Origin of the sequence: Mesorhizobium sp. M0587, assembly GCF_040320945.1 — a bacterium.
Taxonomy (GTDB): Bacteria; Pseudomonadota; Alphaproteobacteria; order Rhizobiales; family Rhizobiaceae; genus Mesorhizobium.
This window is the reverse complement of record NZ_JAMYQP010000040.1, coordinates 33,513-49,962: the sequence shown is the minus strand read 5'-3', so window position 1 is coordinate 49,962 and position 16,450 is coordinate 33,513. Positions and strand designations below refer to the sequence as shown.

The 16,450-nt window shown below is 63.9% G+C and carries 17 protein-coding genes; 13 read left to right on the top strand and 4 right to left on the bottom strand.

Features of this window, described 5'->3' with window-relative positions:
* Window positions 1–272 (top strand): 2-oxo acid dehydrogenase subunit E2 (locus tag NKI49_RS27500; RefSeq protein ID WP_352695838.1); only part of this gene is annotated, 272 nt, incomplete at its 5' end.
* Between the two features lie 116 nt (window positions 273–388).
* A complete protein-coding gene (locus NKI49_RS27495) occupies window positions 389–757 on the top strand; it encodes a hypothetical protein (RefSeq protein ID WP_352605830.1) in 369 nt (122 codons plus the stop codon).
* A 13-nt stretch (window positions 758–770) separates the two neighbouring features.
* Here NKI49_RS27495 and NKI49_RS27490 read toward each other — a convergent pair whose 3' ends face one another.
* Window positions 771–1,742 (bottom strand): sugar-binding transcriptional regulator, encoded by a 972-nt coding sequence (locus NKI49_RS27490; RefSeq protein WP_352605828.1) that lies wholly within the window; start codon window positions 1,740–1,742, stop codon window positions 771–773.
* A 262-nt stretch (window positions 1,743–2,004) separates the two neighbouring features.
* On the opposite strand from NKI49_RS27490, the gene NKI49_RS27485 reads away from it, so the two are divergent.
* The 6 genes from NKI49_RS27485 to NKI49_RS27460 all read left to right on the top strand — a co-directional run bounded on the left by NKI49_RS27485 (window position 2,005) and on the right by NKI49_RS27460 (window position 9,133).
* Window positions 2,005–2,991, top strand: a complete 987-nt coding sequence (locus NKI49_RS27485) for an ABC transporter substrate-binding protein (protein ID WP_352605826.1) — start codon at window positions 2,005–2,007, stop codon at window positions 2,989–2,991.
* Between the two features lie 87 nt (window positions 2,992–3,078).
* Complete coding sequence (locus NKI49_RS27480; protein ID WP_352605824.1) at window positions 3,079–4,782, top strand: ABC transporter permease; 1,704 nt, start codon at window positions 3,079–3,081, stop codon at window positions 4,780–4,782.
* The gene (locus NKI49_RS27475; protein WP_352605822.1) at window positions 4,770–5,849 is read left to right on the top strand and encodes an ABC transporter ATP-binding protein; all 1,080 of its coding nucleotides are present in this window, start codon (window positions 4,770–4,772) and stop codon (window positions 5,847–5,849) included. Before NKI49_RS27480 ends, NKI49_RS27475 begins: the two co-directional genes overlap by 13 nt.
* The gene (locus tag NKI49_RS27470) at window positions 5,849–7,015 is read left to right on the top strand and encodes an MBL fold metallo-hydrolase (RefSeq protein ID WP_352605852.1); all 1,167 of its coding nucleotides are present in this window, start codon (window positions 5,849–5,851) and stop codon (window positions 7,013–7,015) included. The genes NKI49_RS27475 and NKI49_RS27470 overlap by 1 nt, the downstream gene beginning before the upstream one ends.
* On the top strand, window positions 7,012–7,767 hold the full coding sequence (locus NKI49_RS27465) for a 5'/3'-nucleotidase SurE (RefSeq protein ID WP_352605820.1): 756 nt from the start codon (window positions 7,012–7,014) through the stop codon (window positions 7,765–7,767). The genes NKI49_RS27470 and NKI49_RS27465 overlap by 4 nt, the downstream gene beginning before the upstream one ends.
* A gap of 178 nt (window positions 7,768–7,945) precedes the next feature.
* Window positions 7,946–9,133, top strand: a complete 1,188-nt coding sequence (locus tag NKI49_RS27460) for a DUF930 domain-containing protein (RefSeq protein WP_352605818.1) — start codon at window positions 7,946–7,948, stop codon at window positions 9,131–9,133.
* 41 nt (window positions 9,134–9,174) lie between these two features.
* Here the strand turns inward: NKI49_RS27460 and NKI49_RS27455 are convergent, their stop codons facing one another.
* On the bottom strand, window positions 9,175–9,849 hold the full coding sequence (locus NKI49_RS27455; protein ID WP_352605816.1) for an HAD family hydrolase: 675 nt from the start codon (window positions 9,847–9,849) through the stop codon (window positions 9,175–9,177).
* 105 nt (window positions 9,850–9,954) lie between these two features.
* Complete coding sequence (locus NKI49_RS27450) at window positions 9,955–10,596, bottom strand: hypothetical protein (RefSeq protein ID WP_352605814.1); 642 nt, start codon at window positions 10,594–10,596, stop codon at window positions 9,955–9,957.
* A 194-nt stretch (window positions 10,597–10,790) separates the two neighbouring features.
* Here NKI49_RS27450 and NKI49_RS27445 point away from each other — a divergent pair, with 194 nt between their 5' ends.
* The 5 genes from NKI49_RS27445 to ptsP are packed head-to-tail and all read left to right on the top strand — an operon-like array spanning window position 10,791 to window position 15,499.
* Window positions 10,791–11,228, top strand: coding sequence for a transcriptional regulator GutM (locus NKI49_RS27445; RefSeq protein ID WP_352605812.1), 438 nt, complete (start codon window positions 10,791–10,793; stop codon window positions 11,226–11,228).
* 52 nt (window positions 11,229–11,280) lie between these two features.
* Window positions 11,281–12,048: a PTS glucitol/sorbitol transporter subunit IIC gene (srlA, locus tag NKI49_RS27440; protein ID WP_352605810.1), complete on the top strand. Its 768-nt coding sequence runs from the start codon at window positions 11,281–11,283 to the stop codon at window positions 12,046–12,048.
* 16 nt (window positions 12,049–12,064) lie between these two features.
* The gene (gene srlE, locus NKI49_RS27435; RefSeq protein WP_027023387.1) at window positions 12,065–13,069 is read left to right on the top strand and encodes a PTS glucitol/sorbitol transporter subunit IIB; all 1,005 of its coding nucleotides are present in this window, start codon (window positions 12,065–12,067) and stop codon (window positions 13,067–13,069) included.
* Between the two features lie 26 nt (window positions 13,070–13,095).
* On the top strand, window positions 13,096–13,476 hold the full coding sequence (locus NKI49_RS27430; protein WP_027023386.1) for a PTS glucitol/sorbitol transporter subunit IIA: 381 nt from the start codon (window positions 13,096–13,098) through the stop codon (window positions 13,474–13,476).
* 55 nt (window positions 13,477–13,531) lie between these two features.
* Window positions 13,532–15,499, top strand: a complete 1,968-nt coding sequence (ptsP, locus tag NKI49_RS27425) for a phosphoenolpyruvate--protein phosphotransferase (RefSeq protein WP_352605807.1) — start codon at window positions 13,532–13,534, stop codon at window positions 15,497–15,499.
* A gap of 115 nt (window positions 15,500–15,614) precedes the next feature.
* Here ptsP and NKI49_RS27420 read toward each other — a convergent pair whose 3' ends face one another.
* A complete protein-coding gene (locus NKI49_RS27420; protein WP_352605805.1) occupies window positions 15,615–16,418 on the bottom strand; it encodes a hypothetical protein in 804 nt (267 codons plus the stop codon).
* Window positions 16,419–16,450: the final 32 nt, after the last annotated feature.

Here is a 16,450-nt window from a genome sequence, read left to right as displayed (position 1 = left end):
AGGAATACCAGGGCGGCACCACGGCGGTGTCCAATCTCGGCATGTTCGGCATCAAGGACTTTGCCGCCGTCATCAACCCGCCGCATGCGACGATCCTGGCGGTCGGTGCCGGCGAGGAGCGAGCGGTGGTCAAGAACGGCGAAATCAAGATCGCCACCGTGATGTCGGTGACGCTGTCGACCGACCATCGCGCCGTCGACGGCGCGCTCGGCGCCGAGCTGCTGGTCGCCTTCAAGCGGCTGATCGAGAACCCGATGGGCATGCTAGTCTAGGTCACGTTGATGTGAATCGGCGTCGAATGATGCGCCGGCTCACGACAGAAGCGACTTGTCAGGCGTCGGCCCTTCGCCCATGTTTCATAGTGGACCGCGATCAAGGGAGGATAGCCATGCCCGCATTCGACCCATCCGACGTCAAGACCCTGTTCGGCAAGATGATGGGCGCGTCGCCATCCGATATCAAGCTGGTCGCGCAGCGCCTGCACGACCACGCCTTCGAGCCGCGCATGTCGGCGGACGAAACCAGGCAACTTGTCGCGAGCCTCGGCTACGAGAGCCTGGATGCGTTCTGCGCGGACATCGGCCTGCCCATGCATATCGCGGAGCGCTGGAGCCGCTTCGGCGTTTCCGGCGAGATGAAGCAGGTGTTCACCCTGCTGGCGGCCCAGCGCAGGCGAGTGGCCGAGGCGGTCGCCGAGTTCGAGTCCATGACCCATGTGGGCGTCGAGGATTTTTTACGCGAACGCGGGCTGATTTAGCTCGAGGACCGTTTCAGCCGGCCTTGGCCAGCAGCGCCGTCGCCGTGTCGCTGTCGGTGATCAGCACATTGGTGCTGACGGCTTTCAGCGCGGCGAGGATCGCCGCTACCTTGCGCCTGCCGCCGGCGGCCAGCACGACATTCGGCACCTGGCCGACGACATCGAGATCGATGGCCATGACGCGGCCGTTGACTTCATGGTCGACCAGCCTGCCCGAGGCGTCGATGAAATAGCACAGCATGTTGGCGACAGCGCCCTTTGCCTTCAACGACGCGATCAGCGACGACGGCACGATGCCGTGCCGGAAGATGGTGGCGTCGGGCGACATGTCCCCGACGGTGAGCAGCGCGATGTCGGCAGCTGCCGCGCGCCGGCGCACATCCTGCAGGGCCGGCTGCGCCCACAGGAGATCGCGGAGCGCGGGATCGTCGATCGTTACCGGCGCGGTGATCTGGTAGCTGTCGACCTCGAAGACATCGGCGACCTTGGCGGCGACGATGGACGGATTGATCCATTGCGAATGCGGCAGGCTGCCGACGAGTGCCACGACCGAGGCGCGCTTCAACTGCCGGCGGGCGAGAAAGCCGAGGCTGGCATGCAGCGTCGCACCGCCGCCTATCGCCAGCGTCATGCCGTCCTGCATCTGCTCGCCGAGATAGGCTGCCACGGCGTGGCCGATCGCCTTCTCCAGGTGCTCTTGCGCCGAAGGCGTCGGGATGACGACGGCGGCATCGAGACCCCAGCGCTTCTCGAGTGCACGTTCGAGCGCCACCTGCTCGGCGGTCGGCGCGTTGATCATGGTGACGACGATGCCTTCCGCGGTGCAGGCGGCGAGCGTGCGCATGACCTTCACCCGGCTGACGTCCAGCTTTTCGGCAATCTGCTCCTGCGTGAAGCCTTCGACATAGTAGAGCCACGCCGTCTTGACGTTCAGGTCCGACGACACCATCGGCAGCCGAGCCGTTCTGGGCCTTTTCGCGGGCATCGGTTCTCGTCCCTCATGAGTCATCGCCTGACCGTATTGCCTCTTCGGAGAAGCGGCGGCAGGCTGTCAACTGATGCCGGGCTTCCGGCGCGGCGATTGTTGCATAGTTGTGTTCATTTGTAATTGACTTTGTACATATGAACATATGTTGTGGGTTTCACGCGCTATGTCATCCACCAGTCATATGCGCCGTGCAGGGAGGAAGAGACGGGGAACCGGCCAGGGGCCGGACCGGTCGTGCACTGACAAGACAGGAGGTCTCATGAAGACGCTATTCATCAAGCTGCTGGCCAGCCAGCTGGCGCTCGCGGCAACTTTGTTTGCCGGCGCCGCCAGTGCCGAAACGCTGACGCTCTACACATCCCAGCCGGAGGCCGATGCGGCCAAGACCGTGGAGGCCTTCAAGAAGGCGCAACCCGGCATCGACGTGACCATCTATCGTTCGGGAACCAGCGACATTCTGACCAAGATGGCGGCCGAGTTCGCCGCCGGCAGCCCGCAGCCCGACGTGCTTCTGATCGCCGACGCGGTCAGCATGGAGCTGTTGAAAAAAGACGACCGGCTGTTGCCTTATCCCGAGGCAAAGCTCGACGGCATCGAGCCGGATGCCTACGACGCCGACAAGACCTATTTCGGCAGCAAGCTGATCACCACCGGCATCGTCTACAACACCGCGGCGGCGCAAAAACCCGAGCATTGGGCCGATCTCGCCAAACCGGCCTATGCCGATGGCTTGGTCATGCCAAGCCCGCTCTATTCGGGGGCCGCCGCCTATCTGCTTTCAGGCTTCGCCGGCGATGCCAATTATGGCTGGGATTTCTTCCAGAAGTTGAAGACCAACAACACCGTCAGCGTGCGGGGCAACGGCGCCGTGCTGAAGTCGGTGGCATCAGGCGAAAAGCCCTATGGAATCCTAGTCGACTTCATGGCGATGAACGCCAAGAAGAAGGGCTCGCCGATCGAATTCGTGTTCCCGTCCGAGGGCGTGCCCGCGGTGACCGAGCCGGTCGCGATCATGAAGACCGCCAGGAATGTCGATGGTGCCAAGAAGTTCGTCGATTTCATTCTTTCGGATGAGGGTCAGAAGCTGGCGCTTTCCATGGGCTATCTGCCGGCGCGCGCCTCGGTCGGCCGCCCCGAATGGCTGCCGGAAGGCGTCAAGATCAAGGTGATGTCGTTCGACACCAAGGCAATCGTCGCCAAGACCGACGCCGACAAGGCGAAGTTCTCGGAACTGTTCGGCGGCTGAGCCGGCGATCCCAGCGGGATGCCGCCTCGACGGCATCCCGGACGGCATTGGGCGAGACTCGATCGCATCCATTTCAGGAACCCAGTCATGGCAACACGAATCAGGGAAAGTCGGGGCCAGGAGATGGCCCTGACGGCGGCGGTGGCCGTCGTCATCGTGCTGCTCTCGCTGCTGCCGATGCTGCGCCTGATCAAGGAGATCGTCGCACCCGGCGGCACCGTGTCGACGATGGCCCTTGAGGCTGGACTGAGAAGTCCGGCGACCTGGATCGCCACCTGGCACACGCTTGTGGTCGGCATAGGCGGCACGGTGCTTGCGGTGCTATCGGGAACGCTGGTGGCTGTGCTGATCACGCTGACAGACATTCGCGGCCGCGGCGCCCTGGTGCTCTGCTACGTCATGCCGTTGATGATCGCGCCGCAGGTCACGGCGCTGGCCTGGCTGCAACTGTTCGGACCGGCCAGCCCGTTCCTCAAGCTGTTCGGCGCCGCGCCGCCGCTCGGCACCAAGAACCCGCTCTATTCCACCTCGGGCATCATCCTGCTGCTCGGCGTGCAGTATGGCCCGCTGGTGTTCCTGCTGGTGCGCGCCGGCCTGCGCAAGCTGCCGCGCGAACTGGTCGAGGCGGCACGGGCCGGTGGCGCGAGCTGGTTTACGGTGCTTACCACTATCGTGCTGCCGCTGATGACGCCGTCGATCATGGCGGCCGCGGCACTCGCCTTCGTCTCCTGCGTCGGCAATTTCGGCATTCCGGCCTTCCTTGGCATTCCCGCCAACTATCTCGTGCTGCCGACGCTCATCTACCAGAAGCTGGCCGGCGGCGGCCCCGCCGTACTCGGCGAAACCGCGTTCCTGTCGGTGCTGATCGGCATCATCGCCATGGCGGGCATTTTCGCCCAGGAGGTGATGAGCCGGCGCCGCGACTACCGCATCAGCTCCACGTCGCTACCGGCCGAGCCTTACGAACTGGGCAAATGGAGGCCTGCCGTCCAGGCGGCAATGTGGCTGCTGATCGTGCTGGTGTTGTTGCTGCCGCTATTCGGGCTGGTGCTGACCTCACTGGTTCCGGGTTACGGCATCGCGCTCACCGCCAAGACGGCGACGCTCGACAATTACCGCTTCGTTCTGTTCGAGCACGATGCCGCCAGCCGTGCCTTCTTCAACAGCCTTTGGCTGTCGATCGCCGCCGCCGTCTTCGCGGTGCTGGTCGCCGTGCCGATCGGCTATCTCATCGCCTGGGGCAAGCAGCGCTGGGTGCGGCTGCTCAATTTGTCGGTCGAACTGCCCTATGCCTTGCCCGGCGTGGTGCTGGCGATCGCGTCGCTGCTGCTGTTCCTGCGGCCGATCCCGCTGACCGGCGTCCAGCTCTACAACACGGTCTGGATCATCCTCTATGCCTATCTCGCCCGCTTCCTGGTGCTGGCGCTGCGCCCGACCATCAGCGGCTATCACCAGATCGACCGGGCGCTGGAGGAAGCGGCGCAGGTCGCTGGAGCCGGCCTGTTCACGCGCATGCGCACCATCGTCTTTCCGCTGGTGGCGCCGGCGGCAATCGCCGGCGGCCTGCTGATCTTCATGACGGCGCTCAGCGAGCTCACCGTGTCGGCACTGCTGTGGTCGTCGGGCTCGGAAACGATCGGCGTGGTGATGTTCTCCTTCGAACAAGGCGGCGATTCCAACTATGCGGCGGCGATGTCCGTCATCACGGTCGCGGTCACCTTCGTGCTGATGCTGGTGACCAACCTGCTTGCCCCTCATCTTCCGAGCGGAGTTCTGCCATGGCGCGATTGACCCTGGACCATGTGACCAAGAGCTTCGCCGAGTTCGATGCGGTCAAGGATGTTTCGATCGACGTCGGCGACGGCGAATTCCTTGCCGTGCTCGGGCCCTCCGGCTGCGGCAAGACGACGTTGCTCAGGCTTGTCGCCGGCTTCGAGAAGGTGACGTCGGGCGAAATCCGCATCGGCAGCGAGGTCGTGTCGGGCGCGGGCGGCAGCGTTGCGCCGGAAAAGCGGCGCGTAGGCATCGTTTTCCAGAATTATGCCCTGTGGCCGCATATGACGGTCGCAGAAAACATCGGCTATTCGCTGAAGGTGGCGAAGCTCGACAAGGCCGTCGCGCGCCGGAAGGTTGAAGACGCGCTCGCCCTGGTCAATCTGCAAGGGCTGGGCGAGCGCAGGCCCGCCAACCTGTCTGGCGGCCAGCGCCAACGCGTGGCGCTGGCGCGCTGCCTGGTTGCCGCGCCCTCGCTGGTGCTGTTCGACGAGCCGCTGGCCAACCTCGATGTGCATCTCAGAGCCTCGATGGAGGATGAGTTCGCCGCCTTCCACAAGCGCACCGGCACGACCATCGTCTACATCACGCATGACCAGGCCGAGGCGATGGCGCTGGCCGACCGCATCGCCGTGATGGACCACGGGCGGCTGGCGCAGCTCGCGACGCCGCACGAGCTCTATCATGAGCCGGCGAATGAAATGGTCGCCTCCTTCATTTCGCAAGGCATTCTGCTTCCGGCCGATGTGCTCAGCGCCGAGGAGGCCGGCCATTGCAAGGTCCGGGTTCTCGGAGCCGAGCTGGTCGTCCGCTGCCGGGCCGGCGAGCGGCCGCGCGCCGACGCAAAGATCTGCTGCCGGTCGGCCGATCTCGACGTGTCGCCGGACGGCACCGGCTTCGATGGCCTCGTCAAGCGGGTGATATACCAGGGTGGTGCGGCGCGCATCGAATTTGCGCCTTCCGCAGGACCCGATCTTACCTTGCATTTCGAGCAGCCCGACCCGGTCGTGCTGGAGAGCGGAGCCCAGGCGCGCCTGCGCATAAAGTCCGGCTGGCTGATCCCGGCGGCGGAGGCAGCGCGGTGATGATGCTGGACCTGGCCGGCGGCTTTGGCGAAAAGGGCCGCACCAGCCTCGCCGTCAGCAGCGGAAACGACCGCATCTTGCTCGATGTCGGCATCAAGGTCGGGGCCGCGGGAGCGGAGTACTATCCGGCACTTGGCGGGCCGATCGCTGACATCGACGCGTTATTTGTCTCGCATGCCCACGAGGATCACGTCGGTGCCCTGAGTTGGCTTTTGTCGCGCGGCTATGCCGGCCCGATTTTCATGACGGCCGAGACCCGCGCGGAGGCTCCGGCCACGCTCGCCGGCTATGCCGATCCGGGAGATCTGAAGCGGTTTCCCTTTCCGGATGATCGCATCGAGATTTTCGAACCCGGCGATATGCTGAAGAGCGGCAATTTCACGGTGAGCACGGGGAGATCGGGACATGTCGTCGGCGGCGTCTGGTTTGCCGTCGATGACGGCAAGAACCGCGTCGTCTATTCAGCCGACGTGGTGCCGGACAGCAACGTGTTCGCCATGGACGTGATTCCAGAGTGCGACCTTCTGGTTCTGGATGCCTCCTATGGCGCCGATCCTGTGCCTGGAGCGGCGCGCGCACACGAAATCTCGAATTGGGTGGCGAGACATTCGAAGGGATGCCTTCTGCCGACGCCGCTGTCGGGCCGGTCGCTGGAACTGATCGCGGCCTTGCCTGGGCCTTTCGCCATCCATGCCAGCATGCGTTCGTCCCTCGAAGCGCAGATCGGCGCGACAGCGTCTTTGCTGCCCGGCGTTTCCGAGCTCTTGCTTCGACGTTTGCGGGGTGCGGCCGACTGGACCGATGCCGATCCATTGCCGGCGGTGCCGCTGCTGACCGATGACGGCATGGGCGAGGCAGGTCCGTCGTCGCGGCTTTTGCCGCGCGCCGACCAGGCCGGTTTCCCGGTGCTGCTCACCGGCCATCTGCCGTCCGGCTCCCCAGGCGATTTGTTGCATAAGGCCCACCGGGCGGACTGGATCCGCATGCCCACCCATCCGACGCTGTCGGGCAATGTCGACATCTGGCAGAGAGCGGGGCGGCCGGTGGCGCTCGGTCATTCCTGCGGGACCGATGCTCTCGACGATCTAAAAAGCCATATTCCGTCACTGCAAGCAGAGTGCCGCACCGGCCAGCGCATCATGGTGCCGCAAGGGAGCAAAGAGTGAGAATTCTGATCTGCAACGACGACGGTATCGAAGCGCCGGGGCTCGCCCGTCTCGTCAACGCCGCCAGTGGATTGAGCGACGATATCTGGGTCATCGCGCCCGACGGCAAGCGCACCGCCGCTGGCGCGTCGCTGACGATCGCCCGGCCATTGACGATGCGGCGCGTCAAGCCTGGCTGGTATTCCTGTTCCGGCACTCCGGCCGACTGCGTGGTGAGCGCGATGACCTGGCTGTTTGCCGATGTGAAGACACCGGACCTTGTGCTGGCGGGCGTCAATGACGGGCGCAACGTCGCCGAGGACCTTGCCTATTCCGGGACGCTGGGCATTGCGCGCGAGGCGACATTCTGGGGCATTCCGGCGATCGGCTTTTCGCGGGTGAAGAATCCTGACATCACCGACGCCGACGACCAATGGCTGACGGCGCTGATCGCCTCATTGTGGCAGTCGCGTGCCGACTGGGCGATAGAAGGCCACTGGCTGAGCGTCAATCTGCCGACCTCGCTGCCGGCCGAAATCCAGCAGCCGCGTATCGGCCGCGACAAGATCGGCCGCAAGGCGGAGATTGTGGAAAGCGAGGGCGAGCGGACCGTCATCACTGTCCCGCGCGGGCGCGCTCATGCAAGTGAGCCGGGCGACGAGAACGAGGCGATCGATGCCGGCTTTGTCAGCATCAACCGGCTGACCTGGTTTGGCGAAACGCGGCTGGACGGACGGTTTCTGGACGAGATCCTGCACCAGCGGCAAAGCTAGCCCTGAGTTTCGGTCGTCGCGACTGTCAGGACGGCACCGCCGCTCGTTTGGTCGCGCCAACACCCGATGGCGAGGCCCTGCGCATGGTCTTCAGATCACTAAGCTGTGCAGAGGCTAAATTGCGCCGATTCATTGCCAATGCTTGAAGCCGCGGCTATTTCATTCCACATCGGTCAGGATGAAGGACGAGGCACGAGAACGGCGTCGGAACTTGCTGTGGGGCCTGCCCGCATCGTTGATCCTGCATGCGCTCATCGCCGCGCTCTTGATCTACAGCGTGCCGAGGCCTGCCCAAGAGCCGCAGCAGGAGCAGCCGGTGAACGTCGCGCTCGTGCCTCCGCCCGAACAGCCAAAACCGAAACCGCCGCCAAAGCAGCCCAAAGCCGAAAAGCCGCCGGAAACGAAGGCTGAAAAACCGCCCGAGCAGAAGGTTGAAAAGCCACCTCCGCCGCAAAAGCAGCCCCAGAGATCTCCGCCAATCGAGGTGCTGAAGCCTGTCTTTCAGTTCGGCGAGAAGGATACCGGCCCCAGGAAGTCCCTGGATGGGGGCAGCGCTCAGGAGAATTCGCCGTCGCCGGCCAAGGATAATGATGCGAAGCCGCCTGTCGCGCCGAAGCAGGCAGAGGACAAATCTGCCGCGTCTCCAGACACCGGAGAGCGGGCGGATTCAGCCAAGCCCGGCGAGAAGCCGGCAGCCGCGGCGAAGGACGCCGACCCCGCACAGGATGTGAAGCAGCCAACTTCGGCCCAGGACCGGGATAAACAGCAGGCGGACAAACAAGAGGCGGACGTGCACGACGCCGACAAGCAGACGGCCACATTACCAATGCCGTTGGCAGCCGCCGGCGGCGATGACGAGATCGAGCTTCCCACGTCGGCTGAAGCGCCGAAGCCCAGACCCGAAAACGCGCCGAAACCCAGCCCTGCGAAAGTCTCGAAGTCTGGGAGCGGGAGCGCCAAGGGGCCAAGCTCCACGGACGTGGCCGTTGCTAAATCGCGGGCTTTTTCGGGCCTTCCGGGCGTCCGCAAGCTGTATTCGCAAGGCGCTACCGGCGATGCGCTGGCCACGACGTCGATGGGAGGTGTGCCTCGCGGCCAGCGGGCTGCCAAACTTTGCGCCAGCGCGTTGCAGCAGCAACTGCTGGACGCCTCTTATTTCCCCCAGTTGATCCCAAGTGTTCCGCTGAAGGTCGGCAATATCCTTAACGCCCCGGATGTCGCCTTCCGCACAGCTACCACATGGTACCATCTGGGCTTCCGGTGCGAGGTCGACACCGATGCGACGAGGGTCTTGTCTTTCGACTTCCGTGTAGGGCCAGTGATCCCGCCCAGCGAATGGGCCGGCCTCGGACTGCCTACTCGCTAGTGGTTACCGTTTCACGGAAACGCCAAAGGAACCATTTCACATCAGGCGGGGACACCGAGTCCAGCCAGCCGCCGGCTAACTTCATGCCAGTCCGAACAGATGGCGGCGGCGCCCGCCGCTGTCAGCCGCGCGGCGTGCTCGGCATAGGTGTGGCCGCCGCCGGTGTAGCCTATCGCCGTCATGCCGGCGGCAACCGCGCCCTGGATGCCGAAGGGCGAATCCTCGATGACGATGCAATCGCCAGGGTTGGCGCCAATCTTGGCGGCGGCGAACAGGAAGATGTCCGGTGCGGGCTTGCCGTTCTTGACCATCGAAGAGCTGTAGATCGCATCGCCGAAGAACCGTGCCAGTCCCGTGACCTTCAGGCTGTGGTTTATGCGCTCGACCGAGGACGAAGAGGCAACGCAACGGTCGCCAGCAAGCGTTTCCAGAAACGCGGCTATCCCGGGTGTCGGCTTCAATTCTTCCGAAAACAGGATCTTGGTCTCGGCCCAGATGTCGGTGTCGGCGGCCGCCGGAAACTGGTGGCCGGTCAATTCCCTGATCCTGACGATGATGTCGGACTGCTTCATGCCCACGCACTGGGCGATGATGCCGCCGTGGACGCCAGGCATGCCATGCTTCTCGTAGACACGCTCATAGGCGCGCGCCGCCAGCGGTTCACTGTCGACGAGAACGCCGTCGCAATCGAAAATGATAGGCCTTGATCGCGCCACGCGCTTTTCTCCCAGTCGATTTTTGCACATCGCTATCGGCTAGAACTCAAATGTTCAATAGCGTGATGTGTCTTGAGCCCGTTTGAGGCACGAAACGATGGCCAGTCAAAGCTGGCGCAGCGCATCGCTTGCACGGGAGGATCCGAGCGCCCGTTGCATGGCTTGCCGGGACTGTGCGCGGTCCGGCGTGATCCAGTTCGGTTCGGCACCGAGGAAACGGTCGAGGAAAGCCACCGCATAGGCCGGCATCTCGGTCACGTTCTCGCGATAGGACCACCATGTCCGCAGGTCGTCGGCGCATTTGTCGATGCTTGGTGCGCTACCGAATTCCTGCTCGTAGATCGCCGAAATGGCCGAGACGCAATAGTTGGTGTAGAGGAACCCTTCCGGCCAGAAGCGGACGATTGCCAGCGTGCCGGCATTCTGTTCCGTTTCGAGGAGATGGGCGAGTCCGGAGATTTCCCTGGCCGGCGCCTGCCTTATCAATTCGCGCAGCACGAGGCCGGCGGCGAAGACGATGAAGTCGGCGCGGTCGACCGCGGCGAAGCGCTTCTGCGCCTCCATGATCTCGACCCAGTCGAGAAAGGCCCGGGTGAGCTTCGCTTCGTCGATTTCAAAGCGCACGCCGAACGTATCCGAGACCACCTTGGCGCTGCCGCGAAAGGTGGCGCGGAACCAGCGCAACTGCCGCAACCGATGGCGAAGGTCGGGCATCAGGGCCAGTTCGTCCCTAAAGGGCAGATCCATGTTCCTCGTATCCTGTTTCCCGGCAAGGCTACCACAACAGCGCCGTCGCCGAAATCGACCAGCGGCCTGTGGATGACGACAGCAAACGCTAATATCATACATATTGACATTCTCGGAAACAAATGTTCTCACTTTGCTGTTGTCACGTGCTGGTCCAAAGTGCGGTTCAACGGAGACTTCGGGAGGAGAACCGAATGGCGATTTGGCAGTGGGGACTGCTTCTGCTGGTTATCGTGTGGGCGCTGCAGTCGCTCGGCGTATGGCTGCAGATGCGGCACTATTCGGATGTCTTCCGGGGCGTCACCGACCAGTACAAGGATGGCTTCGTCGGAGCCGGCAATTTTCGCGGTCGATTGGCCAAGGGCACCATCGCGCTCGTCGTGGTGACGCCTGACCTCATCGTGCGCCGCCTGATGGTGATGAGCGGCCGTTCCGTGTTCACCAAGTTCAAGAGACATCAAGAATTCGAGGGTGTTCCCCTCGATCGACTCCGGTCCAACCCTGCGATCATGGGGGAGGGGGAACCCGGTGTGGCCGAGGCCGTGAAACGCGCGATCGAACAGATCGATAAAGCACGGTCGGAGCCGGGGAAGAAGCCGGGCCTGTCCGGCTTGAACTTAGCAAGGGTCTAGAGGACGCCGAGCGCCGGCTGGGATAACCGGCAAGTCGGCATAAGGAGGAGAAATGTCTGTATTTTCGTTATTGGCGCAGCATGCCGACATGGCCGTGCATAACCTGCATGTCGCAGGCACCATGGTCTCGGATGCTGCCTGGCATGGCAAGCTTGGCGTCGAGCATGCCACCGATCATCTCGTGGTTTTGGCGCAGGCGCAGACCGACAACGCGCCAGTCACCGCCGATCAGCTAAAGGAACAGCTGAAAAACGTGCAGCAGGAAGAGCAACTCGGCTGGCTCACGGCAATCGGCAAATACTTCATCGGCATCTTCCAGAAGGGCGGCGAAGTGTTCGCCGGCTTCGTCACCGGCATCATCCCGACACTGGTGGTGCTGATGACCGCCTTCTACGCCGTGACCGAACTGGTCGGCGAGGAGCGCGTGCATGGCCTGGCGCGCGGCGCCGGCAGGATCGCACTGACGCGCTATACGCTGCTGCCGCTGCTGGCGGTGTTCTTCCTGACCAACCCGATGGCGTACACATTCGGCTCATTCCTGGAAGAAAAGCACAAGCCCGCTTTCTATGACGCGGCCGTGTCCTACGTGCATCCGCCGCTCGGCCTGTTCCCGCATATCAACCCCGGCGAATACTTCGTCTGGGGCGGCATGCTGGTCGCGTTGCTCGACCTCGAGAAGCGGGGTGTCGTCGCCGGAGGTTATCACGTCAAGGTGGCGATCTGGTATGCCATCGTCGGCCTCGTCGTCATCCTGCTCAAGGGCATGCTGACCGAGCGCATCACCGCCATCATGGCACGCCGTCAGGGCGTTGAGCTGTAAGGGCGGGGAGGACATCATGGCCAAGACATACAAAGCCGTACGTATTTCCAGGGGCAAGACAGGCTGGGGCGGTCCACTCGTGATCGAACCGACCGAACAGCGCAGCAAGGTTGTGTCCGTCACCGGTGGCGGTATTCACCCGGTAGCGCAGCTCATCGCCGACATGACCGGCGCCGAAGCCGTCGACGGCTTCAAGGCGCCGCCGATCGAAAGTGAAATGGCGGTGGTCGTCGTCGATTGCGGCGGCACCGCGCGGTGCGGCGTCTATCCGCGCAAGCGCATTCCGACCGTCAATCTGACGCCGGTCGGGCAGGCTGGGCCGCTCGCCCAGTTCATCACGGAGGACATCTACGTTTCGGGCGTGAAGCCGGCCAACGTCACAATGGCGGACGGATCCGAAGCGGTCACCACTGCGGGGGGAGCAGCATCGATGAGTTCAAGCACCAACAATACGGCGGCGGCGCCGAAGCCGCTGCCGAGCGAAGGCGGCGTTATCGGCCTGATCAGCTCGATCGGCCGCGTCATGGGCCGTGTGGTCGGTATCTTCTTCAATGCCGGCCGCCGCACGATCGATCAGGTGGTGCGCAACGTGCTGCCGTTCATGGCCTTCGTGACCATGCTCATCGGTCTGATCCTCTACACAGGCATCGGCGATGTGCTGGCGCAGCCGATGGGTCCGCTGGCCAACAACATCGTCGGCCTGCTGATCATCTCGGCCATCTGCGGCCTGCCGTTCCTGTCGCCCATCCTCGGGCCAGGCGCGGTCATCGCGCAGGTCATCGGCGTCGCCATCATCGGCCCGCAGATCGCCAACGGCACGATTTCGCCGGCGATGGCGCTGCCGGCGCTGTTTGCCTACAATACCCAGGTCGGCTGCGACTTCGTTCCCGTCGGCCTGGCGCTTGGCGAGGCCAAGCCGAAGACGATTGAAATCGGCGTCCCGGCGGTGCTCATCAGCCGCCAGATCATGGGTCCGGTTTCGGTGCTCATTGCCTGGGTCGTCAGCCTGATCGTGTTCTGAGAAAAAGAAGAAATGAGGTTCGCCACATGACGGTTCTGTTGAGAACACGGGTCACATCCATCGGGCCCGAAGTGGCGGATCTCGCCGAAGGGGGCGTGGTCATCCTGTTCGCGGATGGCTCGCCGCCCGAGCTTGCCGAGGTTTCCGTGCTCCACAAGACGGAGCACGGACCCAGCGACGGTGCGCCTCGAAAGGGCGCGACGATTACCCTTGGTCCGGTTTCCGCGACGATCACCGCCGTCGGCTCCAGCGCCTGGAGCAAGGTCCTCGAAATGGGCCATGTCGTCATCTCGTTCAATGGCGCCACGGAGGCCGAAAGGCCGGGTGAGATCTGCGCGTCGCAAGTCGACAGCCAAGCCCTCGTGGCCGCCCTGAAGACAGACGCGATCATCACCATCGCCGCCTGAAAGCATCCGCGCCCGCACCGAGGTCCGGCCGGGTGCCAAAACCAGAGTATTTGCCATGGAACGCTCGACCATCGTCAGAGTGCATGAAGGTCTGCACGCTCGGCCCGCCACGCGGTTCGTCAAGCTCGCCAAGGCTTTCGAATCCGACGTGGAACTGGTCAAGGACGGCAAGGCGGTCAGCGCCAAGAGTTCGGTCAAGCTGATGCTGCTGGCGGTCAAGGAGAACCAGGAGGTCACGGTGCGGGCGAACGGCGCCGACGCCATCGAGGCCATCGAGGCGCTGATAGGCTATCTCGAGAACCCCAAGGCGGGCCTCGACGATGAGGCTGAGTCGCAGAGCGCGGCGAATGATGCCGGGCAGGACTTGGTATCCGCGGCGGCGGCGCCTGTTGGGCCAAACCACCTGCGTGGCGTCGCGGCAAGCGAGGGCGTCGCCATCGGGCCGGCTTTCGCGCATTTTCCGCCTGATATCGCCGGACAAGGCCGCATGTTGCAGGCTGAAGAGATCGCCAGCGAGATCGACAGGTTCCGCGCCGCCGTCAGCGCCGTTCAGGCGCGGATGGACCGGGCGTTGGCGCACGACAGCCTGTCGGCTGGAGACCGCGGCATCGTCGCGGCACTCAGGGATATCGCCGCCGACGATAGCCTGACCGGCGAGGCCGAGGACCTGATCACGGGCGGCAATGACGCGGTTTCAGCCGTGATCACCGCCGCTTCCGCCATCGCCGCCGATTTCAGCGCCGTCGACGATCACTATCTCAACGCGCGGGCGGATGACGTCCACGCGGTCGGACGGCAGATCTGCCTAGTGCTGCTCGGGCAGGATGACGTCAGCCTCGAGAACATCCCCGAAGGCGCCATCCTCATCGCCGACGACATCGGTGCCTGGGATCTGGCGCGCGCGCCGCTGACGCGCATCGGCGGCGTGGTATGCGGCCATGGTGGCGCCACCTCGCACATTGCCATCATCGCCCGCTCGCATGGCATTCCGGCGGTGCTGGGTCTTGGCGACCAGGTCAATGCCTTGCGCATGGCGCGCAAGGTGGCCATTGACGGCAACACCGGCCAAGTGATCGTCGATCCCGATGCGGCGACGTCCGCCGATTTCGCCGGCCGTGTCGAAGCGGCGGCAAAGGAACGTGCCGGCCTGACCGTTTTCAAGACAGTGACGCCGAAGCTCACCGACGGCAAGGTGATCGAGGTCGCGGCCAATATCGGTTCGCTGGAGGAAATCGAGGCGGCGCAAGAGGCGGGCGCGATGGGCGTCGGCCTGTTCCGCACCGAGCTTCTGTTCATGCGCCACATGCATCTGCCGTCGGAGGACATGCAAGCCGAGACCTATGCGGCGCTGGCCAAGGCCTTCGCGCCCTATCCTGTCATCGTGCGCACGCTCGACATAGGCGGCGACAAGCCGATCGCCGGCATCGAATTTCCCGACGAGGAAAACCCTTTCCTCGGCTGGCGCGGCATCCGCATGTGCCTTGACCGGCCCGACATCTTCAAGCGCCAGCTCAGGGCGCTGCTGAGGGCCGCCGTACACGGCAACATCAAGGTGATGCTGCCGATGGTGTCCGACATCGGCGAGGTGAGGCAGACGCGGGTGCTGGTCGACGAATGCGCGGCGGAACTGGACGCCGAAGGCGTGCCCTATGCGACGTTCGATCTCGGCGTAATGATCGAAACCCCGGCCGCCGTGCTGATCGCGCCGGCACTGGCCAAGGAGGTGGCTTTCTTCTCGATTGGCACCAATGATCTCACCCAGTACATCATGGCCGCCGACCGGCTGAACCCGACCGTGGCCAAACTCAACGACGTCACCAATCCGGCGGTCATGTCGGCGATCGAACTGACAGCCAAGGCGGGCGTCGCCGCCGGCATCATGGTCGGCATGTGCGGCGAGGCGGCCGGCCGTCCCGACCTCATTGCGACCTTCGTCAAGATGGGGCTGACCGAGTTGTCGATGAGCCCGGCCTCTATCCAGCGCGCGAAGAAGGCGATTATGGCCATGGCGGCCGAAGGCTAGGGCGGTTCACCGTTTGCTGAAAAGCCGAACCGCTCCATCTCTTTGTTTTTGCGCAATTGCGGACGAAAAAGCGTTCTGCACTTTTCCTGGAATTGCCTCAGGCGATTGTGGACAGTCAGGGCAGGTGGGCGAGCAAGGTAGCGAAGACAGGCGTCAATTCACCGATCGGGCTTGCCTTTGCGCAGGCCTGGACAAGGCGGTCGTGACGTATACCGGCTGCCAGGATGGCGATCTCCAGCATATCCGGCTCCGGCGAACCGTCGCTGCCTTTCGTCGCCAGGCCGCAGGCCAGGACGACCGGCGCCAGGCAGCTTATATCGAGCGCCCGGTCGGCAAACGCTGCCGGCGTTTCCGGGGTGGCTTCGGCAAATCGGACCGGACGCTGATTGAGGCACTCGACCAGCAGCGCCGAACAGGCAGCCGAGATCGCCTGCAATCCCGGGTCGGGCGCGGCCAAGGTGGCCAAGAGGTCGCCGTGCCGCTTGCGCATCGACGCATGGACAGCGGCAAAATCGGCTTCGTGGATGCGGGCGTTCTCGATCTTCAGGCCGCCCAGCACCGCCTTGGTCAGATAATACATATCGCGCCGGAACAGGCGTTCGGCGCTCAACTGCCGGTCCTCGTTGCCGGCCGGGAAATAGGTGCCGAGGCCTTTTACGGTGGTTCCGTCCACCGCTATCGGGCGCTCATGTGGAACAAAGGACTCAGCGATCGACAGCGCTTCGTCGACGGCGCTTGCGGCATGACCGAGCAGTCCCTCGATGCCCTTGCCCGGAAAGGGCGGCAGATGGCTGGTCGCTTCGCGCAAGATGCTGGCGTCGCCGGTGCTGTCATGACGGCTTTGGCGGATGGCATCGCGGACTTCCCGCAGCCGGTCCTTCAGGTTGACGCGGACGTCTTCGGAAATTTGTCGGAGCATCGCGGTTCGCCTCGAAGTTGCTGCGAGCGGCC